This window comes from Halomonas rhizosphaerae (assembly GCF_030012485.1).
Lineage (GTDB): Bacteria > Pseudomonadota > Gammaproteobacteria > Pseudomonadales > Halomonadaceae > Halomonas > Halomonas rhizosphaerae.
Window position 1 is genome coordinate 176,925 of record NZ_JASCQQ010000012.1, and the last position, 23,591, is coordinate 200,515.

At 62.6% G+C, this 23,591-nt stretch carries 24 protein-coding genes, 1 tRNA gene and 1 pseudogene; 17 read left to right on the top strand and 9 right to left on the bottom strand.

Features of this window, described 5'->3' with window-relative positions; genetic code table 11:
* Positions 1-201 precede the first annotated feature (201 nt).
* Together QLQ86_RS06480 and QLQ86_RS06485 are read left to right on the top strand one after the other, a co-directional pair.
* Positions 202-1,440 carry a M20 family metallo-hydrolase gene (locus QLQ86_RS06480; RefSeq protein WP_282736051.1) on the top strand — a complete coding sequence of 413 codons (1,239 nt, stop codon included), beginning with the start codon at positions 202-204 and terminating at the stop codon, positions 1,438-1,440.
* 15 nt (positions 1,441-1,455) lie between these two features.
* Complete coding sequence (locus QLQ86_RS06485; protein ID WP_282816289.1) at positions 1,456-2,961, top strand: aldehyde dehydrogenase; 1,506 nt, start codon at positions 1,456-1,458, stop codon at positions 2,959-2,961.
* A gap of 172 nt (positions 2,962-3,133) precedes the next feature.
* Here the strand turns inward: QLQ86_RS06485 and QLQ86_RS06490 are convergent, their stop codons facing one another.
* The 3 genes from QLQ86_RS06490 to QLQ86_RS06500 form a co-directional block, all read right to left on the bottom strand.
* Complete coding sequence (locus tag QLQ86_RS06490; RefSeq protein ID WP_282816290.1) at positions 3,134-3,952, bottom strand: helix-turn-helix transcriptional regulator; 819 nt, start codon at positions 3,950-3,952, stop codon at positions 3,134-3,136.
* Positions 3,953-4,496: 544 nt separating this feature from the next.
* Positions 4,497-5,180 carry a LuxR C-terminal-related transcriptional regulator gene (locus tag QLQ86_RS06495; RefSeq protein WP_282816291.1) on the bottom strand — a complete coding sequence of 228 codons (684 nt, stop codon included), beginning with the start codon at positions 5,178-5,180 and terminating at the stop codon, positions 4,497-4,499.
* Positions 5,181-5,316: 136 nt separating this feature from the next.
* Positions 5,317-5,874 (bottom strand): response regulator, encoded by a 558-nt coding sequence (locus QLQ86_RS06500; protein WP_282816292.1) that lies wholly within the window; start codon positions 5,872-5,874, stop codon positions 5,317-5,319.
* Positions 5,875-6,268: 394 nt separating this feature from the next.
* On the opposite strand from QLQ86_RS06500, the gene QLQ86_RS06505 reads away from it, so the two are divergent.
* The 3 genes from QLQ86_RS06505 (at position 6,269) to QLQ86_RS06515 (ending at position 11,097) form a co-directional block, all read left to right on the top strand.
* Positions 6,269-8,104 (top strand): putative bifunctional diguanylate cyclase/phosphodiesterase, encoded by a 1,836-nt coding sequence (locus tag QLQ86_RS06505; RefSeq protein ID WP_282816293.1) that lies wholly within the window; start codon positions 6,269-6,271, stop codon positions 8,102-8,104.
* A 106-nt stretch (positions 8,105-8,210) separates the two neighbouring features.
* Positions 8,211-9,188 (top strand): GGDEF domain-containing protein, encoded by a 978-nt coding sequence (locus QLQ86_RS06510; RefSeq protein ID WP_282816294.1) that lies wholly within the window; start codon positions 8,211-8,213, stop codon positions 9,186-9,188.
* 241 nt (positions 9,189-9,429) lie between these two features.
* Positions 9,430-11,097 carry a putative bifunctional diguanylate cyclase/phosphodiesterase gene (locus QLQ86_RS06515; RefSeq protein ID WP_282816295.1) on the top strand — a complete coding sequence of 556 codons (1,668 nt, stop codon included), beginning with the start codon at positions 9,430-9,432 and terminating at the stop codon, positions 11,095-11,097.
* Positions 11,098-11,353: 256 nt separating this feature from the next.
* On the opposite strand, the gene QLQ86_RS20095 is transcribed toward QLQ86_RS06515, so the two are convergent.
* The 3 genes and pseudogenes from QLQ86_RS20095 to QLQ86_RS06525 form a co-directional block, all read right to left on the bottom strand.
* A complete protein-coding gene (locus tag QLQ86_RS20095) occupies positions 11,354-11,773 on the bottom strand; it encodes a DinB/UmuC family translesion DNA polymerase (protein WP_326521270.1) in 420 nt (139 codons plus the stop codon).
* A 303-nt stretch (positions 11,774-12,076) separates the two neighbouring features.
* A pseudogene (locus QLQ86_RS20100) lies at positions 12,077-12,511 on the bottom strand (Y-family DNA polymerase); the annotation flags it as partial.
* A gap of 8 nt (positions 12,512-12,519) precedes the next feature.
* The gene (locus QLQ86_RS06525) at positions 12,520-12,960 is read right to left on the bottom strand and encodes a LexA family protein (protein WP_282816296.1); all 441 of its coding nucleotides are present in this window, start codon (positions 12,958-12,960) and stop codon (positions 12,520-12,522) included.
* Positions 12,961-13,115: 155 nt separating this feature from the next.
* Between QLQ86_RS06525 and QLQ86_RS06530 the strand changes: the two genes are divergently transcribed.
* Positions 13,116-13,454, top strand: coding sequence for a LexA family transcriptional regulator (locus tag QLQ86_RS06530; RefSeq protein ID WP_282816297.1), 339 nt, complete (start codon positions 13,116-13,118; stop codon positions 13,452-13,454).
* Between the two features lie 30 nt (positions 13,455-13,484).
* Here the strand turns inward: QLQ86_RS06530 and QLQ86_RS06535 are convergent.
* Positions 13,485-13,561, bottom strand: a tRNA-Pro gene (locus QLQ86_RS06535).
* A 211-nt stretch (positions 13,562-13,772) separates the two neighbouring features.
* Between QLQ86_RS06535 and QLQ86_RS06540 the strand changes: the two genes are divergently transcribed.
* Both QLQ86_RS06540 and QLQ86_RS06545 read left to right on the top strand, forming a co-directional pair.
* Entirely contained in the window at positions 13,773-14,150 is a 378-nt protein-coding gene (locus QLQ86_RS06540; RefSeq protein ID WP_282816298.1) for a CidA/LrgA family protein, read from the top strand.
* Positions 14,147-14,878, top strand: a complete 732-nt coding sequence (locus QLQ86_RS06545; protein ID WP_282736045.1) for an LrgB family protein — start codon at positions 14,147-14,149, stop codon at positions 14,876-14,878. Before QLQ86_RS06540 ends, QLQ86_RS06545 begins: the two co-directional genes overlap by 4 nt.
* A 34-nt stretch (positions 14,879-14,912) precedes the next feature.
* On the opposite strand, the gene QLQ86_RS06550 is transcribed toward QLQ86_RS06545, so the two are convergent.
* Positions 14,913-15,269: a hypothetical protein gene (locus QLQ86_RS06550; protein ID WP_282816299.1), complete on the bottom strand. Its 357-nt coding sequence runs from the start codon at positions 15,267-15,269 to the stop codon at positions 14,913-14,915.
* A 204-nt stretch (positions 15,270-15,473) separates the two neighbouring features.
* Here QLQ86_RS06550 and QLQ86_RS06555 point away from each other — a divergent pair, with 204 nt between their 5' ends.
* The 5 genes from QLQ86_RS06555 to QLQ86_RS06575 all read left to right on the top strand — a co-directional run bounded on the left by QLQ86_RS06555 (position 15,474) and on the right by QLQ86_RS06575 (position 20,064).
* The gene (locus QLQ86_RS06555; RefSeq protein ID WP_106230980.1) at positions 15,474-15,647 is read left to right on the top strand and encodes a DUF2970 domain-containing protein; all 174 of its coding nucleotides are present in this window, start codon (positions 15,474-15,476) and stop codon (positions 15,645-15,647) included.
* 120 nt (positions 15,648-15,767) lie between these two features.
* Positions 15,768-16,895, top strand: a complete 1,128-nt coding sequence (gene coxB / locus QLQ86_RS06560) for a cytochrome c oxidase subunit II (protein WP_282736043.1) — start codon at positions 15,768-15,770, stop codon at positions 16,893-16,895.
* Between the two features lie 47 nt (positions 16,896-16,942).
* Positions 16,943-18,577 (top strand): cytochrome c oxidase subunit I, encoded by a 1,635-nt coding sequence (gene ctaD, locus QLQ86_RS06565; RefSeq protein ID WP_282736042.1) that lies wholly within the window; start codon positions 16,943-16,945, stop codon positions 18,575-18,577.
* A 30-nt stretch (positions 18,578-18,607) separates the two neighbouring features.
* Complete coding sequence (locus tag QLQ86_RS06570; RefSeq protein ID WP_282816300.1) at positions 18,608-19,204, top strand: cytochrome c oxidase assembly protein; 597 nt, start codon at positions 18,608-18,610, stop codon at positions 19,202-19,204.
* Positions 19,201-20,064, top strand: a complete 864-nt coding sequence (locus QLQ86_RS06575) for a cytochrome c oxidase subunit 3 (protein ID WP_282816301.1) — start codon at positions 19,201-19,203, stop codon at positions 20,062-20,064. Before QLQ86_RS06570 ends, QLQ86_RS06575 begins: the two co-directional genes overlap by 4 nt.
* 25 nt (positions 20,065-20,089) lie before the next feature.
* Here QLQ86_RS06575 and QLQ86_RS06580 read toward each other — a convergent pair whose 3' ends face one another.
* A complete protein-coding gene (locus QLQ86_RS06580) occupies positions 20,090-20,284 on the bottom strand; it encodes a DUF2909 family protein (protein ID WP_282736039.1) in 195 nt (64 codons plus the stop codon).
* Positions 20,285-20,345: 61 nt separating this feature from the next.
* Between QLQ86_RS06580 and QLQ86_RS06585 the strand changes: the two genes are divergently transcribed.
* Genes QLQ86_RS06585 through QLQ86_RS06600 form a run of 4 tightly spaced genes read left to right on the top strand, consistent with a single transcriptional unit; the run spans position 20,346 to position 23,571 of the window.
* A complete protein-coding gene (locus tag QLQ86_RS06585) occupies positions 20,346-21,029 on the top strand; it encodes an SURF1 family protein (RefSeq protein ID WP_282736038.1) in 684 nt (227 codons plus the stop codon).
* Positions 21,026-21,586 (top strand): hypothetical protein, encoded by a 561-nt coding sequence (locus QLQ86_RS06590; RefSeq protein ID WP_282816302.1) that lies wholly within the window; start codon positions 21,026-21,028, stop codon positions 21,584-21,586. The genes QLQ86_RS06585 and QLQ86_RS06590 overlap by 4 nt, the downstream gene beginning before the upstream one ends.
* Positions 21,576-22,658, top strand: a complete 1,083-nt coding sequence (locus QLQ86_RS06595) for a COX15/CtaA family protein (RefSeq protein ID WP_282816303.1) — start codon at positions 21,576-21,578, stop codon at positions 22,656-22,658. The genes QLQ86_RS06590 and QLQ86_RS06595 overlap by 11 nt, the downstream gene beginning before the upstream one ends.
* Positions 22,651-23,571: a heme o synthase gene (locus QLQ86_RS06600; protein ID WP_282736035.1), complete on the top strand. Its 921-nt coding sequence runs from the start codon at positions 22,651-22,653 to the stop codon at positions 23,569-23,571. The genes QLQ86_RS06595 and QLQ86_RS06600 overlap by 8 nt, the downstream gene beginning before the upstream one ends.
* Positions 23,572-23,591 lie beyond the last annotated feature (20 nt).

Below are 23,591 nucleotides of genomic sequence, written 5' to 3' on the forward strand. Positions count from 1 at the left end.
GGGGTATATCGGGGGCTCACCCCTCCCTCATAAGGTGATTCCCAGACACGCAATGCTCCCTATCAACAGGGCTATCGCTTGTGTTGTCGCTTGGTACAGATCCGTCGACAGGTCAACGTCTCACTGTTGACCTGACACCAGTGCCAATCGACGCGTGCAGCGGTGGTTGCCCTGCTCTAACAACGACCGGAGAGGCAAACCATGACGATTTCCATCGACGGCCAGCGGCTGTGGAGCACGCTGATGGCCATGGCCGAAATCGGCCCCACCGCCAATGGCGGCAATTGCCGCCTGGCCCTGACTCCCGAAGACGCTGCCGGCCGACGACTTCTGCTCGATTGGTGCGAGGCGATCGGCTGCACCTGGCGGGTGGATCAAGTCGGTAACCTTTTCATCCGCCGCGAGGGCCGTCATTCGGATCTCGCTCCGGTCGCGACGGGTAGCCATCTGGATACTCAGCCCAAGGGCGGTCGCTTCGATGGCATCCTCGGCGTGCTGGGCGGGCTCGAGGTCTTCCGCTGTCTGCACGACCGGGGCATCGTCACCGAACGTCCCCTCGAACTGGTGGTGTGGACCAACGAGGAGGGTAGCCGCTTTGCGCCGGCGATGGTCGCCTCGGGCACCTACGCCGGTGAGTTCTCCGTCGACGATACCCTGAGTCGCCGTGATGCCGATGGCGTGACGCTAGGCGAGGCGCTGGAGAGCTGTGGCTTCGCCGGCGACATGCCGGTAGGCGAGCCACGGCTGGACGGATTCTTCGAACTGCATATCGAGCAGGGGCCCGTGCTCGAGGAGGCAGGCGAGTCTGTCGGCGTGGTTACCGGCGTCCAGGGCATGCGGTGGTTCGATGTCACCTTTTCCGGCCAGTCGGCCCATGCCGGTCCCACTCCGATGCGGTTGCGTCATGACGCCCTGGCAGCGGCAGCACGGCTGATCGACCGGCTGCAGGTCCACGCCTTGTCCGATACCAGCGGGGCCACTAAGGTCACTTGCGGCTGCCTGGACATCACCGCTGCCTCTCGCAACGTCATCCCGGGGGAGGTGCACCTCACCGTTGACCTGAGGCACGTGGTGGAGGCCGAGCTGGATGCCCTCCAGTCATGGTTCGAGTGCGAGATGGCTGCCGCGGGCGAAGCCTTCGGTGTGGCCGTGTCCCAGCAGCGCATCTGGGCCTCGCCGGTGGTGGAATTCGCCCCCGAGTGTATCGCAGCCGTGGAAGCCGCGACCCAGGCACTGGGTGTGCGCTATCGACGCATGATGAGCGGCGCCGGGCATGACGCCGTTTATGTGTCGCGCGTTGCTCCCACCTCGATGATCTTCATCCCCTGCCGTGACGGCATCAGCCACAACGAGGCTGAGTACGCCACCCCGGAGCACTGCGCCCTGGGCACCCAGGTGCTCTGCGACGCCATGCTGGCGCGTGCCAACCGTCCGACCTGATCACGGGAGCCCGTTATGACCGAACATCGCAAATCTCCTCGGAGCCGTGCCGAATGGCAGGCACTGGCCGACTCGCTGGTCCTCGAGACCCGCGCCTATATCGATGATGCCTTCGTCGATGCCGCCGACGGCGCGACCCTCTCCACCACCAACCCGGCTACCGGCGAGGTTCTCGCCGAGGTGGCGAGCTGCGACGTCGCCGATGCCGAGGCTGCCGTGTCTGCCGCCCGGCAGGCCTTTGATGGCGGCGCCTGGTCGCGGCTGGCACCGGGGCGGCGAAAGAAGGTGCTGCTGCGACTGGCCGACCTGATGGAGGCCAACCGGCACGAGCTGGCACTGCTCGACACCCTGGACATGGGCAAGCCGGTCGGAAGCTCGCTTGGCGATATGTCCGGCGCCGTAGCCTGCCTGCGCCATCACGCCGAGTCCATCGACAAGCTCTACGGCGAGGTCGCCCCCACCGGTGACGACGCTTTGGGCCTGGTGCTACGCGAGCCGCTGGGCGTGGTGGCCTCCATCGTGCCCTGGAACTTCCCGCTGATGATGACTGCCTGGAAGATCGCCCCAGCGCTCGCCGCCGGTAACAGCGTCATCTTGAAGCCCTCGGAGAAGTCGCCGCTTTCCGCGCTGCGCCTGGCCCAGCTGGCCCGTGAGGCGGGGCTGCCCCGCGGCGTCTTCCAGGTGCTGCCGGGCTATGGCCACAGTGTGGGAAAGGCGCTGGCGCTATCGATGGATGTCGACTGCCTGGCCTTCACCGGCTCCACCGGCGTTGGCAAGCAGTTGATGCAGTACGCCGGCCAGTCGAACCTCAAGAAGGTCTTTCTGGAATGCGGTGGCAAGAGCCCCAATATCGTCTTTGCCGATTGCAAGAACCTGGACCGGGTGGCCGAACATGCCGCTGCGGCAATCTTCCACAACCAGGGCGAAGTATGCATCGCCGGCTCGCGGCTGCTGGTCGAGAATACGATCCGTGAAGCCTTCGTGGAGAAAGTGCTGGCCGCCGCCGAGCGCATGCAGCCCGGTGACCCGCTGGACCCTGCCAGTTTCATGGGGGCGATTGTCGACCAAGCTCAGTATGAGCGGGTGCTCGACTATATTCGCCGTGGGGTGGAGGAGGGGGCGACCCTCCGCACCCGCGGCCAGCCACTGGATGGTCCGGGGCTGTTTATTCCGCCGACGGTGTTCGACGATGTCACCGACGCCATGGCCATTGGCCGCGAGGAGATCTTCGGCCCGGTGCTGTCGGTGTTCGGCTTCGACAGCGAGGACGAGGCCGTACGGCTCGCCAACGACAGCGATTACGGTCTGGCGGCCGGGCTGTGGAGCCAGGACATCGACCGCATCATGCGCGTCACTCGTCGGCTGCGCTCGGGCCAGGTGTTCGTCAACAACTGGGCGGACATGGACCAGACGGTGCCCTTTGGCGGCGTCAAGCAGTCGGGCAACGGCCGGGACAAGTCCCACCACTCGTTGGAGGAGTACTCCGATCTCAAGAGCGTTTGGATGACACTCTCGCCCTGAACATTTTCGTTTGTTGCATGCTTCCCTTGTTCAGCTGGCTTCCCCTCGAGGTCGCCAGCTGATTTATCGTGTGCCAGGCATGGCGGGCGATATCTGATTAGCGGTGTTGCCAACAATGGTGCTCGGCGAGGCATGACGCTTCACGATTCGCCGAGGTCGCTTGACAAGCCGCCTACCGCTGGCGTGAGACCAGCGCCACATGATCCAGGAACAGCCGGAACAACTGCGATTGGCTGGAGATGTTGAGGCGCTGGTAAATGTGCTTGCGGTGGACCCTGACGGTCCCGTCGCTGATGTCGAGCTCACGGGCCGCCGACTTGGTGGAGTGCCCCGCCAGCAGATACCGCACGATCTCCCGTTCGCGCTGTGTCAGTGCTTCCTGGCCAAAGCTTTCGAAGGCGGCCTCTACCGGTTCACGCTCTTCCAGGCTTGCCTGGAAGCTATGACCCTGCCATTTCCAGTATTCGCTCAGAAGAGCGTCAATGACAGGTGTGACGTGTCGCAGCGCGAGCATGACGCGCCGTGTCACTCGGGCCCCGTCGCCGCGGAAGCCAAGGGATACGACCATCACCACGTCGCCGTCGACCCGAGCAAAGAGGCCGACCTCGTCAGTGAGGCCAAGGGCGCGGTAGTAGTGGTGGAAGTAGTCGCTGTTCTCGAAACGGTCTGGGGCCAGTTCGCGAAGACGGTGGGCACTGCGATCAAGACCATCGTGGACGGCCATGAAGAAGGGGTCGAGGAGGTACGCCTCGCTCAAGTAGCGCTCGATACCCTGCTCCCGGCGCTCCGGTGGGTAGTTGTCATGGATCAGCAGGGGACGGTGCTGGCCTTTATAGGTATTGATCAGAATGGTGTCAAAGCCTGCCAGCTCGTTGAGAGCCTGCTCTAGCAGAGAGGGAAAACTGCTGCTGCCGGCGTTTCGGATCAGCTGGGCTAGGCGCTGGTGCCAGGCCTGGGAGTCGGCGGTGGCAAAAGGGTCGGGAGAGATCACGTTGATGGGCCCCGGCAGAGCGTCTAGGTATAGGTCTGATCGAGCATACCATGTTCGCTATTCTCCGTGAGTCCGAACAGGGAAGGCAGGAATTCCTTGTTAGCCGGGCATGATCAAGCTGTTACACGATGTGTAGCCGAGCGGGCGCCTATAAAGCCACAGAATGAACGCTTGCAGCGTGGCGTCCCCGTCGAGTGCATCACGATGAACTCCGACTGCAACGGCAGCCAGCAAGAGTTCGACGTCCAGGGGGGGCTTTATCGGCATGCGGGGGTATGTACTACCACCTTGTTCGAGGATTGGCAGCGTCTGGTGAGCGAGGAGGTGCAACCATGTGAGCAAGCCTTGGGACTGATCGCACGGATCCCAAGTACTGGGAATGAACGTCCTGCCCTAGGCCATGATGCTGACATGCGCCTGCTCAACAACGCGCTTCACCCTTGCCAGGCTGTTCTAACGGCAGGCCTGTGGCATTGCCGCATGAGCACCTTTCCCAATGCTAGTCCTTCGACCCAGCGGGACACGGCCTCACTGCTGGCGCACGTCAGTCCGAGTGGTCTCGGTTTCGTGTCAGGGGCAGGAGGCCAAGGCGAATGGCTTCATGCACCAGGCCGGCCGTGTGGCGCACGCCAAGGCGCCGCATGATGTCGGCGCGGTGAGTCTCGACGGTCTTGACACTGACATTGAGCTGCTCGGCAATGGACTTGCTGCGAAAGCCGGTCGCCACCAGCATCAGTACCTCGCGTTGGCGCGATGTCAGAGGATTTTCCTGGCCAACGGCATGACCTGCCACCAAGGAGGTATCGATGAACGGCTCCGGTTCCATGGCCGTAAAGACGAAGCGTTCCCCTTGAGCGGCTTTCTGGATGGCCGTTTCCAGTTCATTGACATCCGCATTCCTGTGCAGAAAGCCACAGACACCCCCGTTCAGGAGGTGATGAATATAGGTGTCACTGGAATAGGCGGAGAGCGCTACCACCCGAATACCGGGACACAGATCGTCGAGACGGGTCAGCAACTCCAGGCTCTTGAACGAAGCGACCGCCGTATCGATCAATGCCACATCGGCCTCATGATGGGCAGCTACGCTCAGGAGTTCATGCTCCGACCCTGCCTCGGCGACCACCACCATGTTATCGAAGCTCTCGATCAGGTAGCGGATCGCAGACCGCACCAGCCGATGTTCATCGACGAGCAGGACCCGGATATTGTCGGTTGGAGGTCTCATGAAAATATGCCAGATCCCTTGACATGGAGAAACACGAGAGGAGACAAGGGCCTCTCGTTAGCACGAATTCTGCTGAGATGGATAGATGTATAAGGTATCGCACAGACTACAAAAGCAGTATACGTAAAAACCCTGATCAGACATCCCCTCTCAATATACCCAGACGCAAAGCGGAATTGATGATGGCATCAACCTGTTCGTGGCCCTGCGCCATGCCCTCATCAGCGGCCACCCGCTTAGAAACATCCTCGGGAGCAGCCCCCTCGGTCAGCTGCCTGATGATCGTTGGACAAAGAAACTTCTTTCCCGTTGCAGCGGCATGGAGGGCCATCTCGAGTTCGGTGGGACCGGCGTCCTGCAGCAGAAAGCCACTGGCACCCGATTCCAGGGCACGCCTCACATCGTGGATCCCGTTACTGACCGACAGGATGACGACGCGTATTGTCGAGCCATTCTCCCGCAACTGTCGAGTTGCTTGGAAGCACGACTCCTGGGGCAACAGCGCATCGACCAGGGCGACATCGATGTGCTGTTGTCGAGCTATCTCCCCCAGGTCATGAAGATGGTCGGTACTGGCAACCACTTGGATATCAGGAAAACTCTCGAGTAATCGACAGAACCCCTCGCGGATCATGCCACTGTTGTTGACGACTAGGACCCTGATCGATTTTTCGGATTCGCCATGTGGAGCCATTCCCTCCCCCTTCTCAGCTGATACCTGTGACGCGGTACGCCCTACCGAAGCCGAGCGACTCCTGTTGATGCCGGGCAGGAAACCATCGATAGCCGCCCTCCGATGATCGTCACCGGTGCTGCAACGCCGCAATCCGTGATCATCAGTATGACTCCCAATATACACAAAAACCCCTAGATAGGCTTTCAGGATACCACTATGACTGGTTAAATAGACCTAGACATCCTGATAAGCCATGAGCAACGCCTTATTCCGGCCACCTGCATTATCCCTCGAATATTGATCGGAAGCACTCGCATTAAAATATATGTAAATCAATCGGTTGAGAGGAAATCGCCTGCCGAGATTTGAGTGATATCCCCCCATATTGGCGTTTTCCCCGCAGGAGAGCCCCATGAATGACATTTCTTCCGGCAGCACCCTCGACATCGACGAGCATACGCGGCTTGCCGAACTCCGTGCCCTCGACATCCTGGACACACCCCCGGAAGAACGCTTCGACCGCTACACCCGCCTGGTGTCCCAGATATTCGATGTCCCTACAGCGTTGATTTCCTTGATCGATGAAGATCGACAGTGGTTCAAGTCGTCTGTGGGTATGGAGGCCTCTGAAACCTCGTACGACCTCTCCTTCTGCGTCCACGCCCTGGGCAAGAGCTATCTGGAGGTTCCTGATGCCCTTCAGGATGACTTCTTCCGCAGCCATAAAGCGGTGGTGTCATCTCCGTATATCCGCTTCTACGCTGGCGTCGTGCTGCATGGTCCGGTGGGTCACCCCATCGGGACTTTGTGCATTACCGACACAAAACCACGCCAGATCAACGATGTAGAGCGATCTTGGCTGAAAAATTTTGGCAAGATCGTCGAGGAGCAGATCCACCTCTATGCCGAACTGGTCAACGTCCGCCGGCACGTCAATCATGTGACCCAACGCAATGTCCGCACGGGACTTCCCAACGAGGTTCTGTTCGGGGACACCCTGGATAACCTGATTCGCCTGGCCGAAACGGAGTCCCACCACCTGGCGGTACTGCACCTGCGCCTCAACAATCTCGACGAGATCAGCCGTATCCATGGGCGTGGCAACCGGGACGCCGTCCTGCAGTCTCTGGCGGATCGTCTGACGGCCCCGGACATCAAGATCCAGGCAGCGGGTCACATGGGAGATGATCGCTTCGCGGCGGTCGTCTCGATGTTCTCGGTGCGTGACCTCTTCAGCGTGATAACGCCCATCGTCAACAAGCTGAACAGGGCGATTGACCTGGAGGGTCATACGCTACGACCGGACATCGATGTCGGCGTCAGCGTCTCCCCCGATGATGGCACCAGTCCCGATGACCTGCTGGAACGGGCCAGGGCCGCCCTCAAGGGCCCCAGTACCCTGGAAGGCATGCATGTCTTCACCCATGAGACCGAGGCCAGTGCCGTACGCCGGCACTGGATAGAACAACGCCTCGAACCGGCCCTGCGGGATGGCAAGCTGATCCAGCACTATCAACCCATCATGCTGGCTGACGGCAGCGACGTGATCGGTTTCGAGGCGCTGGCACGCTGGCACGATGCGGAGCTCGGCCATGTGAGTCCCGGGGAGTTCGTTCCGATTGCCGAACGCAATCCCCGATTGTCACGGCTACTGACGGACTGGTCGCTCCGGGTCGTCTGCCAGAACGCGATGGACTGGCCCCTCAAGCCGGGCGATCCCCCCCTGAGGCTGGCGATCAATATTCCCGCCAACCAGTTCTATCAGCCGAATTTCGTCGACCACGTCCTCCAGACGCTCAAGGAGCACAACCTGGCGCCTGAACGACTGATGCTGGAGCTGACCGAGGAAAGCCTGCTCACCGATATCGATCAGGCGGTCCAGACCATGTGCCGCCTCCAGGGTCACGGCATCGCCCTGGCTCTGGATGACTTCGGCACCGGCTATTCCTCCCTGAACTATCTCAAGCGATTGCCCATCGACACGCTCAAGATCGACAAGAGTTTCATCGATGGGCTGACCCATGACCAGAAGGCCGTCGACCTGGTCACGGGCATCATTCGCATTTCCCACGGACTCGGCCTCAAGGTCGTCGGCGAGGGCGTCGAGTCCGCGGCGCAACATGGCCTACTCCACGAACTGGGCTGCGATGCACTGCAGGGGTACCTGTTCAGCCGCCCAGTCGATGCCGGCAAGATCCAGGGGTTTCTCGACTCCCGGCCAGGGCACAGCAGGTCGGAAAATTGGTGACTGACGACGTGGTGTCGCCTGTCATGACCGATCGGGATGGCTTTCCGCTACAAGAAAGCTTCCCTCCCTGGTGTTTTTCCTTTCCTCAACCCTGGTGGGAGTCGCCATGACTAAACCTTCGTCATCCTCAACAAGCAGAAATAACAGTGCCTCGGGGCGTTCCCAATCCTTCGATGAACCCTCGACACTGGAAGAGTGGCAAGTGCATGCCCGCACGCTCCAGGAGGTCCTGAGAGTCGAGAAGCTTGGCTACTGGAAAAAAACTCTGTCGACGGGCGAAGTATTCTGGTCCGATGTCGTATACGAGCTCTTTGGTGTTGACCCTCTGACCTTTTCCCCCGACAACGGTGCGTTCCTGACCATGGTTCACCCACATGACAGGGAGAGGGTGGAAAAAAGTCTGTACCCCATGCGCCTAACCGGTTTCCATGACATCACGTACCGCATCATTCCCCCTGATGGCAGTGTCCGTTGGTTACGTGAAGTTTCGGACAATACTCCTCCCGACGACCTGGGTATCCTGGTCGGTGTGGTGCGCGATATTACCGAGCACAAGGAACTCGAGGAAAAGCTGAGAACACAGGCCATCACCGATGACATGACCGGCATCTACAACCGACGTTATTTCATGAAGAGGCTCAAGCAAGCCTTCGCCCATTATCAGCGTAGCGATCAAAATGCCGTCGTTCTTCTCCTGGATATTGATCACTTCAAAATGGTCAATGATACCTACGGTCATGCCATGGGAGATCGGGTACTGAAGGAGCTCAGCGCTCTTTTCAAGGCGCGCTTCAGACAAACGGATGTTGTGGGACGCCTGGGCGGCGAGGAATTTTCGGTACTGCTGTTCGATATTTCGGTGGATGATGCTGCCGGGGTGGCGGAAGAGATCCGGGAAGCACTCGCCGAGATGGCCTTCAGCACCGATGCAGGCGAAGTTTTCTACGTATCCGTTACCTGTGGCATTGCCGATTTTGCCGAGGATGACGATACGGAAGGGGGTATCCTGCAGCGAGCCGATGACTCTCTTTACCTCGGCAAACGCCGCGGGCGCAATCAGGTCGTCGTCGAGCATCTCACATGATTCACCTGACCACTAAAATCACGAGACGGCTTCGATCAGTGAGTGCCTGGGTAGATTCCAATGCCTTCAAACGGCAGCACAGAATCCTTACTGCCTACATTCCCTCAATCGCCCACACACGTGTCCTGAGTGCCATATGCGCACGAAAAAAATGGGCGTCGGCTATGCAGCGAGGATTATGGTCAATAACTAACACAGCCTTAAGGCATGCTCTTACTCAGACAAATTGTAGAGATATTATATGAAATCTACAGGCATGAGCTTGAAAGGGTTCCAGTCTCTGGAGTGGGGGCGTCTTCTGGTGAGTCGCCATGCCTTGAAATGTAGCTTAATCGTGCTGCTGCTAGGGATAGGGACCGCTATCGTTTATATAACGGGAGGCACGGCCTTTTCCTACCCCTATCTGATGCTGATTCCAGTGCTGATCGCCGCCTCCTGGTATAGTTTGGCGGGTGGCTTGATTACCGCTCTCGCTGCAGGAATTTTGATGGCATTCATGCCTCTGGATACCATGCTGGGTAGCGATCAAAGTACCTTTAACTATCTTCTTCGTATCGTATTGTATTTGCTTCTGGGTGGTGTCGCTGGCTGGCTCTTTCAGTCGAGGCGCAATGCATTCGCCAGTCATCGAGAGGTTTCCCGTACAGATCTTCATTCTGGACTATTCAATCAGGTCGCACTCAATGAGGATCTTCTAGAGTGTCTATCTCGACCGGAGGTGGCTGCTGGAAAAACCGGCGTGATAAAGGTGAAGATCACTGATATGGCAGACGTTATCGAGGCCCTGGGCCTGAAAGCTGCCGACGACCTGGTGGTTACGCTGAGTCAGAGGCTCAGTGAGGTCCTTCGCAGGGGGAGTCAAACCTACCGTATTAGTCCGGATGAACTGGCTTTGGTCGTGCCAGATATCGAGGCAACTGACCTCGACATCATCAGCCACCGGCTGATGGAGGTCGGTGAAGAAAGTTTCTTGGTTCAAGAGGTGCCGGTTCGTGTGCAATTGGCGATGGGTAGTTCCATCACCTCAGAGGATAAGACGACAGAAGAAATCCTGCGAGAAGCCCGAATCGCGCTGTTGACGTCCGTCCGGAAGCGTCGGGAGTTTACGCATTTCGACCCTGTCCTGGACCAACGATCCCTTGATTCCTTCAAGTTGATCGCCCGGGTACGAGACGGCTTGGCCGCCAGGGAGTTCGAGCTATTCTACCAACCCAAGATACGTCTCGCCGATGGTCAGGTCTGTGGATGCGAAGGATTGATCCGCTGGCGAGGTGATAACGGTAAGTTGATACCGCCCGGCCAGTTTATGCCCAAGGTGGAGAGTACCTCACTAATTGGCCCGCTAACCTATTTCGTGATTCAGGCTGCCGGTGCATTTTCCCGGAATCCTGGCTGTGAGAGCGTAGTCAGTATCAATATATCGGTCCATAATCTCTACGATGAAAAACTTCACGACCTGCTCGTGGATCTCGTCAAGAAGGCCAACGTAAGCCCTGAGCGGCTGGAGGTGGAAATCACCGAGAGTGCATTTGTCGGTGATATTGAGTCCGCTCGCGATGCCATTCAACGCATTCGTGATCTCGGGTTTGGTGTAAGCATTGACGACTTCGGTACTGGCTTTGCCTCGTTCGAGTACTTAAAGCATCTGCCAATTACAGGTCTAAAAATCGATCGTACCTTTGTCGCCAATCTAGGTAGTGATACACAAGCGCGAAAGCTGATGGGGTGCATGATCGATATCGGGCATGCCTTGGGATTGGTTGTAACCGCGGAAGGTGTGGAAACTCTGCAGCAAGAGGCGGTCCTGCGTGAGTTGGGGTGTGATCAAGCTCAGGGTTTTGTTTATTCACCGGCCCTTCCCGCTAAAGAGTACTTTGCATTGTATAAAAATAATAAGCGTTATACTTAGTGCTGAATTGCATTTTGTTTTTTGCTGTTGTGGTTTAGCTGTAGGGTCCCGGAGTGATCAATTATCCGGGGCCCTACACCTATATGGCAGCGCAGAGTGGGGAGATCATTGCCTACCTTCATGGTGGCTACACCCTGACCATCCCGGAGCATTTTTACCTTCGCCGTTCTGGCAACGACGTTACTCTCGTGTCTCCTGAAGAGAACGACATAGTGTGTGCAGAGGTTGAAGAGTGGATACGCTCTAGACTAACCGCTCACGTGAAGGGTTTCACCCAATCAGTGGCCATCAGGCAGTCGCTACGTTCGCGTTCGGCTTGGCGCTGTGGGGTATCCAGCAGCGAGAGCTGCTGCCGGTTAGCGTCGACCAGGTCCAGCAGCATCACCCCAGCTTTCATGAATCGGTACCCGGGGCGGTAGATGGCGGCCAGGCTCTCCTGTGCAGCGGCAAGGATGGATCGGCTGTTGTCGGTGGGGCAGGGCAGCTCGACCACAACGCTCGGGGAGTATTGGGCGAGATCCGCCCGGTGCCGGTTGGTCTTGAGGAACACGTAAACCGCGCGGGCGTGGCTGTCCTGGGCACGGAGTTTCTCAGCGCTGCGCTGGGCATGCTGGCGGATGGCGGCCTGTACCTCGCCCAGTTCGCCGGTGAGGCGGCCGAAGGAGCGCGAGGTCATGATGCGGTCACGCGGCCGGTCGGCATCGTTGAGCTCGATGCAGGGCCTGCCCTGGAGCTCGCGCACGGTTCGCTCGAGGGTGACGGAGTAGCGCCGGCGGATGGCCTTGGGGTCGGCCTGGCGGAGATCCCAGGCGGTCTCGATGCCCTGCAGGGTCAGGCGCTCGACTAGGCGCCGCCCGACGCCCCATACGTCGCCCAGGGCGGTGCGCTGGAGCAGGCAGCGGGTGGCGTCGCTCTCGGCATGTAGCACGCACACGCCCTGGTATTCCGGCAGCTTCTTGGCGGCGCGGTTGGCCAGCTTGGCCAGCGTGCGCGTGGGTGCCACGCCCACGCAGACGGGGATGCCGGTGAACTGGCGCACCTTGTGGTGCAGGGTGCGGCTCAGGGTGAGCGTGGTGGCGTGGTCGAAGCCATCGAAGCGCACGAACATCTCATCGATGGAGTAGGGCTCGACGCCGGCGGAGAACTCCTCGAGGACCTCACGCACCCTGGCGGACATGTCGCCTTAGAGCTCGTAGTTGGAGGAGAGCAGGCGGATCTGCCCGCGCTGCACCAAGGGCTGCAGCTCGAAGGCGGGGGTGCCCATCTCCACGCCCAGGGCCTTGAGCTCGTTGGATCGGGCAATCACGCAGCCGTCGTTGTTGGACATCACCCCCACCGGTACGCCTTCGAGCCGCGGCTGGAAGACCCGCTCGCAGCTCACGTAGAAGTTGTTGCAGTCCACCAGGCCAATCATGGGGCCGCTCACACCGGGTACTCGTGGATGACCGAGCGCACCACGCCCCACACCTGGCAATCCAGGTCGGTGAGGGGAATGGGGGCGTTGCGCGAGTTGCCGGAGCACAGCAACGGCCGGCCCTGGCGTTTCTCGTAGCGTTTCACGATCACTTCGCCATCGACCAGGGCGACCAGGATGTGCCCAGGGCGCGGATCGATGGAGCGATCGACCACCAGGGTGTCGCCATCCTGGATGCCGAAGCCGTCCATGCTGTCGCCCTTCACGCTCATGAAGAAAGTAGCCGAGGGGCGCTTCACCAGCCGCTCGTTGAGGTCCAGCGTGCGGCCGACGTAGTCCTCGGCTGGCGAAGGAAAGCCGGAGATACCGGCACGGATGGTGGTGAGGGGGAAGGGCAGCGGCCGCAGCGGCGGGGCCGGCAGCGGGTAGTGGATCTCGGGATCGCGCATCGGAAGGTCTCTTGCCAAAGACTGTCTATTTGCACAGTATTCGGCAGGCACGCTCTGTAAGGCAAACACTAATGCAACGCGGGAGCGTGGCAACCGGCGGCCAGAGCCCGGCATGGCGGGGCTGAGCGATGAGAGAGCAACAAGGCAGGGACGACATGCGTGTGAACTACCTCGGCCCGCTGTGCGCGGGCATTTCGCACCCCGCGCTGGAGGGCTATGACCTGAAGCGCTTCAAACCCACGTGCTACCTGGTGGAGGTCAGCGAGGAGGCCGGTGTGTTTGGCCCGCTGAGGGAAGGCGACCTGCTGGTGGTGGACGAGCAGAAGCCCGCCCAGCACGCCGACCTGGTAATCGGTGGAGGTGATCGCGAGGGCAGCACAGGTTCTTCATGCACGGGAAGGTGTAGAGCGCTAAGCGTTGCTGGCGGTTTCCGACGCTTGTCACTTATATGTCACCTAGCACCAGGCACAACGAAAAACCGCCACCCGGCATGATCCGTAAATGGCGGTTTCTCTAGATGTTTCTGGTCGGAGCGACAGGATTCGAACCTGCGACCTTTGCAACCCCATTGCAACGCGCTACCAAGCTGCGCCACGCTCCGATGCTGTTTTCGGGATGGCTGGCCTGTGGATCCTGGCCCCCGAGAACGAGGCGTATACTAGCGCGTCGCGGGGCAAATGAAAAGTCCCTTTTGCGCTTCCGTTTCAATTGCTTGGCTGGTTGTCGCGACGAGGCCCCGGATCCCGCCGCTTCTGTCACACTGTCTGCAATGAGAACCTGCTCCCCGGGGAGCTGCCGAGAGGAGGGCGGAGATGCCGTTGATCATGGGAATGAGCATGCTGCTGGCCTGTCAGTTTGCCGGCGAACTGGTGGCCAGGGGGCTCACGCTGCCGATCCCGGGGCCGGTGATCGGCATGGTGATCCTGCTGATGGCATTGATGATCCGCGGCAAGGTGCCGTCGAGCCTGCGCCTGACGGGCGAGGGGCTGCTGCGCTACCTGACGCTGCTGTTCGTGCCCGCCGGGGTGGGGCTGATGGTGCACTTCGAGCTCATCGCTGCCGACCTCTGGCCGATCGTGGTCACCCTGGTGGTATCCACGGCGGTGACCCTGGGCGTGACGGCCTGGGTGCTGGAGCGCCTGCAGCATGGCCATTCCCGGCGTAACGGCCAGCCGGAGGGCAAGGCATGAATGTCGCCACCCTTGACCAGCTGTGGGTCTACCTCTCGGGCAATCCGCTGCTCTCGCTGCTGGCGACCCTGCTGGTCTTTACCCTGGCGGTGAGGGTCAATCGCGCCGTGGGCGGCACCCCGCTGCTGCATCCGGTCACGCTCTCCATCATCATGCTGATCGCCCTGCTGCTGCTGGTGGACATGGACTACCGTACCTACTTCGAGGGGGCCCAGTTCATCCACTTCCTGCTGGGGCCGGCCACGGTGGCCCTGGCGATCCCCCTATATGACCATCGCGAGCGAGTGCGCCGCCTGCTGTGGCCTCTGTTGCTGGCCTGCGGGGCAGGTATCGTCACGGCGGTGGCGTCCACCCTGGGACTGGCCATGCTGCTTGGCGCGCGCACCGAGACACTCTTGTCGCTGGCGCCACGCTCGGTTACCTCGCCGATCGCCATGGGTATCGCCGAGCAGATCGGCGGCATTCCCTCCCTGGCCGCCGGTCTGGTGCTCTTGACCGGCTCGATCGGCTGCGCTCTGGGGCCCTGGATCTTCCGCCTGCTACGAATCAAGGATCCGGTGGTGCAGGGCTTCACCCTGGGGTTGGCGGCCCATGGCTTCGGCACCGCCCACGCCTTCGCTCGCCTGGGAGCCGTGGCCGGTGCCTTCTCTGGCCTGGCCATGGGGCTGACGGGGCTGCTGACAGCCTTCCTGTTGCCCCTGATCACTCGGCTCTTCGGCTTTTCTTGAGCGGGATGGCCGAGAATCACATGGGCGACTCGCCTCAGATCTCTTCCCAGAGACGCTTCCGGAAGTCATGGGAGAGTTCTGCAGCTTTCTGCATCCGTTCCATCTGGGCTTCGGTCACCTCGGTAATAAGCTGCTGGTAGCGCTCCTGCATCTCGGCCGGTGTCTGCGGGGCCTCCCCCTCGAAGGACTGGGCGATCTTCTGGCTGCTCTCGGCGAGTGCCTGCAGGAACTGGGCCTCGAACTGCATGGCGTCGGCCATGCTCTCCATCCAGGCCAGCTGCATGCGCGCCATGGGCGTGGTCCCCTGGGTGAACTGTTTTTGCCACCACTCCATCATCGGCTGGGCCGCGGCCAGAGCGGGGTTGGCCTTGGTGTCTTTGGGCTTGGTCATGGTCGATCTCCTTGGGGTCCCTGGCGGGATGTTGGGTCATGCTCGGCTTTCAGTTTAAGTGTAGAAGATGAACCTGGTTTTGTGCGTTGCAGCGAAGGGGGGCGTCACCCCGGCGCTCGGCGTGGAATGCGTCCACGGGTCAGTCGTGGCGGCATGGTCTAGGGTTGATTGGAAGCTCGACGCCATTGCACGGAGGAGAGACGGATGTGGCAAGCGATCAAGTCGGTGCTGGCGGCCTTCCTGGGGGTGCAGAAGGATGCGCGACGGCGCGAGGATTTCGCGTCCAACCGCCCCGGCACCTTCATCGCTGCGGGGCTGCTCATGGGGGTGGTGTTTGTGGTGCTGGTGGCTCTCGTGGCGGTGCTCGCCGCGCGCTGACCGGCTCAGCGTTGACGATGCCGTTTACCTGCCCCCGGGCGGCCGGGGTGACGAACTGCCGCACTCTTCTATACTGCTGCAAGCGCTCGCTAATACAACAATCACCCTGAGGAGGCGCCGATGCGCACGTTGCTCGTGTGGATGGCGGGGGGGCTGACCTCCGCAGCCCTGACCCCGATCGCGTTGGCCAATGGCTGGAACATGCCGGTCGGTGTCACGGCGCTCAGCCGTGACATCTACTCCCTGCATATGATCATCTTCTGGATCTGCGTGATCATCGGGGTGATTGTCTTCGGTGCGATGTTCTACTCGCTTTTCCGCTATCGACATTCGCGTGGCGCCAAGTCGGCGACCTTCCATGAACATACCAGCGTGGAAGTGATCTGGACGGCGATCCCGTTGCTGATCCTGGTGGCCATGGCGGTGCCTGCCACCGCTACCCTCAAGAACATGTACGACGTCTCCGAGGCCGACCTCGACATCATGGTCACCGGGCAGCAGTGGCGCTGGCGCTACGAGTACCTCGGGGAGGACGTTGCCTTCACCTCCAATCTGGGGACGCCCCGCGAGCAGATCAGCGGCGCCGACGAGAAGGGGGAACACTACCTGCTCGAGGTGGACGAGCCGCTGGTGCTGCCGGTAGGGCAGAAGGTACGCCTCCTGCTGACCTCCGATGACGTCATCCACTCCTGGTGGGTGCCCGAATTGGCGGTCAAGCAGGACGCCATTCCCGGTTTCGTCAACGAGAACTGGGTGCGCATCGAGGAGCCCGGCATCTATCGCGGCCAGTGCGCTGAGCTGTGCGGCAAGGACCATGCCTTCATGCCGGTGGTGGTCGAGGCCGTCGAGCAGGAGCGCTTCGACGAATGGCTGGCCGAGCGCAAGGAGGCCGCCGCCCAGGAGGCCCAGGGCGTCGATCGCGAGTGGGGCATGGACGAGCTGATGGAGCGTGGCGAGCAGGTCTACGGCTCAGTGTGTGCCTCCTGTCACCAGCCGGACGGCAGCGGCAACCCGCCAGCCTTCCCGGCACTGGCCGGCAATCAGCAGATGCTCGATGATCTTGATTGGCACGTCGATACCGTGGTCAACGGTGTGTCGGGGGCGGCGATGCCGGCCTTCCGTAGCACACTGAACCCTGTGGAGATTGCCGCGGTGGTCACCTACGAACGCAATGCCTGGGGCAACGAGTCCGGCGACAGCGTGCAACCGTCGGAAATCGCCGAGCGCCTCGCCGACCAGGGCGAGTGACCGGCCTTTCCGTTTCTCTTTCGTGATTGCCAACAGGGAGATTTCCGATGGCTTCCCACCTGCCTCCCAAGCCCACCCCGCAGCACAGCACGGCCACTGCCGGTGGCATGGCCGAGGCCGGTCATGCCCGCCCCGGTGGGCTGATGCGCTGGCTGCTGACCACCAACCACAAGGAGATCGGTAGCCTCTACCTGATCTTCTCGCTGACCATGTTCTTCATCGGGGGGATCTTCGCCCTGGTGGTGCGCGCCGAGCTGTTCCAGCCCGGCCTGCAGCTGGTCCAGCCCGAGTTCTTCAACCAGATGACCACCATGCATGGCCTGATCATGGTGTTCGGGGCGATCATGCCCGCCTTCGTGGGGTTGGCGAACTGGATGGTGCCGTTGCAGATCGGCGCCCCCGACATGGCCCTGCCCCGCTTGAACAACTTCAGTTTCTGGCTGCTACCGGTGGCCTTCACGCTGCTGCTCAGCACCCTGCTGATGCCGGGCGGCGGGCCCAACTTCGGCTGGACCTTCTATGCGCCGCTCTCCACCACCTACGCACCGCCGTCCACCACCTTCTTCATCCTCTCGCTGCATATCGCCGGGATCAGCTCGATCCTCGGTGCCATCAACATCATCGCCACCATCCTCAATCTGCGCGCGCCGGGAATGCGCATGATGGACATGCCGCTGTTCGTCTGGACCTGGCTGATCACCGCCTTCCTGCTGATCGCTGTGATGCCGGTGCTGGCCGGGGTGATCACCATGATGCTGATGGACATCAACTTCGGCACCAGCTTCTTCAACGCGGCCGGCGGCGGTGATCCGGTACTGTTCCAGCACCTGTTCTGGTTCTTCGGGCATCCCGAGGTCTACATCATGATCCTGCCGGCCTTCGGCATCGTCTCGGCGATCATCCCCACCTTCTCCCGCAAGCGGCTGTTTGGCTATGCCTCCATGGTCTACGCCACGGCGGCGATCGCCATCCTCTCCTTCCTGGTCTGGGCCCACCATATGTTCGTGGTCGGGCTGCCGCTGGTGGCCGAGCTGTTCTTCATGTACACCACCATGCTGATCGCGGTGCCCACCGGGGTGAAGGTCTTCAACTGGGTGGCGACGATGTTCCGCGGCTCCATCAGCTTCGAGCCACCGATGCTGTTCGCACTGGCCTTCGTGGTGCAGTTCACGGTCGGTGGCTTCTCGGGACTGATGCTGGCCATCTCGCCGGCCGACTTCCAGTATCACGACACCTACTTCGTGGTGGCGCACTTCCATTACGTGCTGGTGCCCGGTGCGCTCTTCGCGATCCTTGCCGGGGCCTACTACTGGCTGCCCAAGTGGACCGGCCACTACCCGCACCTGCGGCTCTCCCAGTGGCACTTCTGGCTGTCGGTGATCGGCGTCAACCTGACCTTCTTCCCGATGCACTTCTCTGGGCTCGCCGGCATGCCGCGACGCATCCCCGACTATGCCCTGCAGTTCGCTGACTTCAACGTGGCCTCTAGCCTGGGGGCCTTCCTGTTCGGTGTCTCCCAACTGCTCTTCGTGCTGGTGATCATCAAGTGCGTGCGCGGTGGCGAGAAGGCCCCGGCCAAGGCCTGGGAGGGCGCCGAGGACCTGGAGTGGAGCGTGCCGAGCCCGGCACCGCTGCATACCTTCGAGACGCCCCCGGACTTTCATCCCCATCGGCAGCACTGAGTAGCGTCGACAGCGACGCGGGAGGCAGGCATGGCCAGCCATGACGAACAGACAACGGGCCGGGAAGGGGTGCGCCGGACCGTGACACGCACCCTGGTGGTGCTGGCCGGCATGTTCGCCTTCGCCTTCGCGCTGGTGCCACTCTATGACGTCTTCTGCGAGGTCACCGGCCTCAACGGCAAGACCAGCAACAGTGCCCAGATGCTGGTGCATGAGGAGGTCGACACCTCGCGGATGGTGACGGTGCAGTTCATCACCCGGGCCAGCGCCGGCCTGCCCTGGGAGCTCGACGTCCAGACGCGCCAGGTCCGGGTCCACCCGGGACAGAGCAACGAGGTGTCTTTCACCTTCCGCAACCGGGGGGGCGATGCCAGCGAGGCCAGGGCGGTACCCAGTGTCTCGCCCTCGGAGGCCTCGGTGCACCTGCGCAAGCTCAGCTGCTTCTGCTTCCAGGAGCAGCGCCTGGAGGGCGGTGAGCGCCTGGAGGCTCCGCTGGTGTTCCAGCTGACCCGGGACCTGCCGCCCGACATCAAGACGGTGACCCTAGTCTACACCCTCTATCCCGTGCAGCCGGCGCAGGCAGCGGTGTCGCCCCGCAGGCCGATCAAAGAAGGAGACAGCGCATGAGTGGTGGCAGCTACTATGTTCCCGAGTCCAGCAAGTGGCCGATCCTGGCGTCACTGGCGCTGGGGGCGATGATGATCGGCACCGGCACGGTGCTGGTGCATGGCACGGCCGGCATGCCGGTCATGGCAATCGGGCTGGTCGGCGTGCTCGCGGTGATGGCCCTGTGGTTCCGCGATGTCATCGTCGAGTCGCGGGGCGGGCTCTACGACGACCAGATGGACCGCTCCTTCCGCTGGGGGATGGGCTGGTTCATCTTCTCGGAGGTGATGTTCTTCGCCGCCTTCTTCGGCGCGCTCTTCTATGTGCGGACCTTTGCGCTGCCCTGGCTCGACGGCGAGGGCGCCAAGGGGGTAGCGGCCCTGCTGTGGCCGGACTTCACTGCCAGCTGGCCGTTGCTCAATCCGCCTGACACCTCCATCGAGGGGCCGACGGAGACCTTCAGCCCCTGGCACCTGCCGCTGGTCAATACCCTGATCCTGGTCTCCTCCAGCATCACCCTGACCATCGCTCACGAGGGCATCAAGGAAGGGTTCCGCGACAGTGCCCGCTTCTGGCTCTTGGTGACCGTGCTGCTGGGGCTGTGCTTCATCACCATCCAGGGGGTGGAGTACTACGAGGCCTATGCCCATTACGGCATCACCCTGCAGGCGGGCATCTATGGCGCCACCTTCTTCCTGCTCACCGGCTTCCACGGGCTGCACGTGATCATCGGCACCATCATCCTGGCGGTGATGCTGTGGCGAGTGTTCCGTGGGCACTTCACGGCCGACGACCACTTCGGCTTCGAGGCCGCGGCCTGGTACTGGCACTTCGTCGACGTGGTATGGCTCGGGCTGTTCATCTTCGTCTATGTGTTCTGAACCCCCGGGGCGGCAGGTTCGTGGATCAGCCGCCGAGGCCGCCGAGATAGAAACCGTAGCCGAGAAGGGCGAGCAGGGCGGCGGCCAGGGCCACGCGGACCTTCAGGGAGACCAGCACGCGCCGCGAGCGGCTGCCGTCCCGGACCAGGAAGCCGGCACCCACGGCCAGGCTCGTCACCATGGCCAGAAAGACAAGGGCAATCAATATCTTGAGTAACATTCACGGCTCCAAGAAAGGATCGATATCCGGCGCGAAACGCGGCCCCTCAGCGACGCGTCGGATGGGCTGGTGGGGGTTCTGGTCCTGCCTGGTGGTGCTGGGCCTCGCACTGGGACTATGGCAGTGGGAGCGTGCCGCGGACAAGCGCGACTACCTGGCTCGCCTGGCGGCCGCGCCGCGCATCGAGGCGCCGGCGGCAGCTCCGCCGAGCGGCTCGCAACTGGTCCTGCAGGGCGAATACCTCGCCGAGGAGACCCTGTTCCTCGACAACCGCACCCATGAGGGGCGCCTCGGGGTGGCGCCTCTGACGCCGTTTCGCGACATCAATGGACGCATCTGGCTGGTCCAGCGTGGCTTCCTGTCGACCGGCCCCAGCCGCGCGGCCCCCTCGGTCGAGACCCCCGCCGGCGTGGTCACCCTGGAAGGCCGCTGGCAGACGGCCGGCGAGTCAGCGCCGCTGTTCGGCCCCAACCGGGAGGGCAATCGCCTGCAGCGCATCGACCTCTCGGCCTGGGACCTGGAGCCGACATTCGCCCATCCGGGCTGGCTGCACCTCGAGCAGGGGCCGGGCCATCTCGCGTCCTGGTGGCAGCCCAGCGTGGTGCCGCCGGAGCGCCATCTGGGCTATGCCCTGCAGTGGTGGGGGCTGGCCCTGGCCGCCCTGGTGATCATGCTGGTGGGGGCGCGTCGCCAGGCACGCAGCCCCGAGCCGGTGTCCATCCCGAGCAAGGAGACTCCCCGATGACTCATGCCGGACGTCAACGCCTCAAGCTGTTGGCCTTCTTCGCGATCTTTGGACTGCCGGTGGCAGTGGCCTGGGGCATGGTGGAGTGGCGCATCGGTATTCCCGAGGGACGCACCGCCCATGGCGAGCTTCAACCCTCGTTGCCCGTCCTTTCGCAATGGCCGTTGACGGACGTGGCGAAGCAGGGGGAGAGCGACTGGCTGCTGGCGTTCGACTGCCCAGAGGCGTGTGACGACAATGCCGATCGCTGGTGGCGCCTGCACCGTGCCCTGGGTCGCGAGGCCGACCGGGTCAGCCGCCTGCGCATCGGCGGTGGCGGTGAGCCGCTACCCGGCGCGGCCCTGGCACAGTGGACGGGTGAGGCCGACTGGCGTTCTCCCCATCGCCTCTGGATCCTCGACCCCGAAGGGCGGCCGGTGCTCGGCTATGCTCCGGAGGTCGCCACCGCCGACGTGCTCGATGACCTGCGCCGCCTGTTGCGGATGAACCCCGAGCCGCCCATGGCGCGGTTCGACCAGGCCTCGACCGTGGTGGGGGGCGGCGCCGATGGCCAGTAGTGCGCGTGCAGTAAGCACTGACGGCCGCCATCGATGGCTGGTGGGGCTGAGCCTGGCTGGGGTCGTCTTCACCGCCGTGGTGGTGCTGGTGGGGGCCTGGACGCGGCTGGTGGATGCCGGCCTGGGATGTCCCGACTGGCCAGGGTGCTACGGGGCGCTGGTGGTGCCGGACGCCGAACGGGCCCTTGCTCATTCCCCTGGGGTGCCGCTGGAGTCCACCAAGGCCTGGGTGGAGATGGTGCACCGCTATCTGGCCTCGACCCTGGGGCTGCTGGTCATTGCCCTTGTGCTGCTGGGCGCGCGGTGGCGCCGGGAAGTCGGCTATCCCTGGGCCATCAGCCTGGCGCTGCTGGCGGTGATCCTGCTGCAGGGCGCCTTCGGGGCCTTCACGGTGACCCTCAAGCTATGGCCCCAGGTGGTGACCCTGCACCTGCTGGGTGGCCTGACGGTGTTGGTGCTGTTCCTGTGGCTGCATCTACGCCTGCGCCGTTTCTCGTCCGGCGCGGCCGCCCCCTTTCCACGCCGACGCCTGACGCCGCTGTGGGGGCTGGTCATGCTCCTGCTGGTGGGGCAGCTGGCGCTGGGCGGCTGGACCTCGAGCAACTATGCCGGGATCGCCTGTCAGGGCTTTCCCACCTGCAACGGCCAGTGGTGGCCGGCGATGGACTGGAGCGAGGGCTTCCACCTGACCCAGACGGTGGGCCCCAACTACCTGCACGGCCAGTTGCATGCCGAGGCGCGCAGTGCCATCCAGGTCGGGCACCGGCTCGGCGCGCTGGCCCTGGGGCTGAGCCTGCTGCTGCTCGGCATGCGCCATCTGCGGGCGTCCGGCATGCGTCCCTGGCTGGCGTTGCTGGGCGGGGCCTATGGCGTTCAGGTGGTGATCGGCATCGCCAACGTGCTGGCCTGGCTGCCCCTGTGGCTGGCCCTGCTGCACACCGCCGGGGCGGTGCTGCTGGTCGTGGCCATGACCCTGGCGCTGTGGCACTGGCGCTGGTCGACGGTCCCGACGGCGGTCGAGCCGTCGGGCGCCGGAGAAACTGCAACGAAGGAGGAGTTGGCTCATGTCTGAAGTCATGATGGAGCGTGCGACCGTCGGCCATCTCTCCGGCTGGGGCTGGCGAGACCTCTACACGCTGTGCAAGCCCCGCGTCGTGGCCGTGATGCTGGTCTGCACGCTGGTCGGCATGCTGCTGGCCGCCCCGCTGCCGGACCCCGGGGCCGTGGTGTTCGGCTTGATCGGCATCGGCCTGGCCGCCGGTGGGGCCGCGGCCTTCAACCATGTGGTCGACCGACGCCTGGATGCGCTGATGCTGCGCACCGCCCGCCGGCCGCTGGCCACCCAGCGCATGCCTACGCCGCTGGCCCTGGTCTGGGCGACGCTGCTGTCGGCCTGCGGCATCGGGCTGCTGGCCTGGCAGGTCAACCTGCTGACGGCCTGGCTGACCCTGGGCTCGCTGATCGGCTATGCCCTCATCTACACCGCCTTCCTCAAGCATGCCACGCCGCAGAACATCGTCATCGGCGGGGTGGCGGGGGCCGCGCCGCCGCTGCTGGGCTGGACGGCGGTCACCGGCCAACTGGGCCCCGAGCCGCTGCTGCTGATGCTGATCATCTTCGCCTGGACGCCGCCGCACTTCTGGGCACTGGCCATCCACAAGCGCGACGAGTATGCCCGGGCCGGGGTGCCGATGCTGCCGGTCACCCATGGCGAGGCCTTCACGCGATTGCAGGTGTGGCTCTATGGCTGGCTGACCGTGGCGGTGACCCTGCTGCCCTTCACCATCGGCATGAGCGGGGCGCTCTACCTGGTGGGGGTGATGGCGCTCAACCTGCGCTTCATGGTGTGGAACTGGCGCGTCTGGCGCGGCCATGATCCGCAGGCCCCGCTGGCGGCCTTCTGGTTCTCCATCCGCTACATCCTGGGCGTCTTCGGCGTGCTGCTGCTGGACCACTATGCCGCCGCCTGGATGTTGGCCGCCTGAGGCCTTGCCGGGCGGCCCAT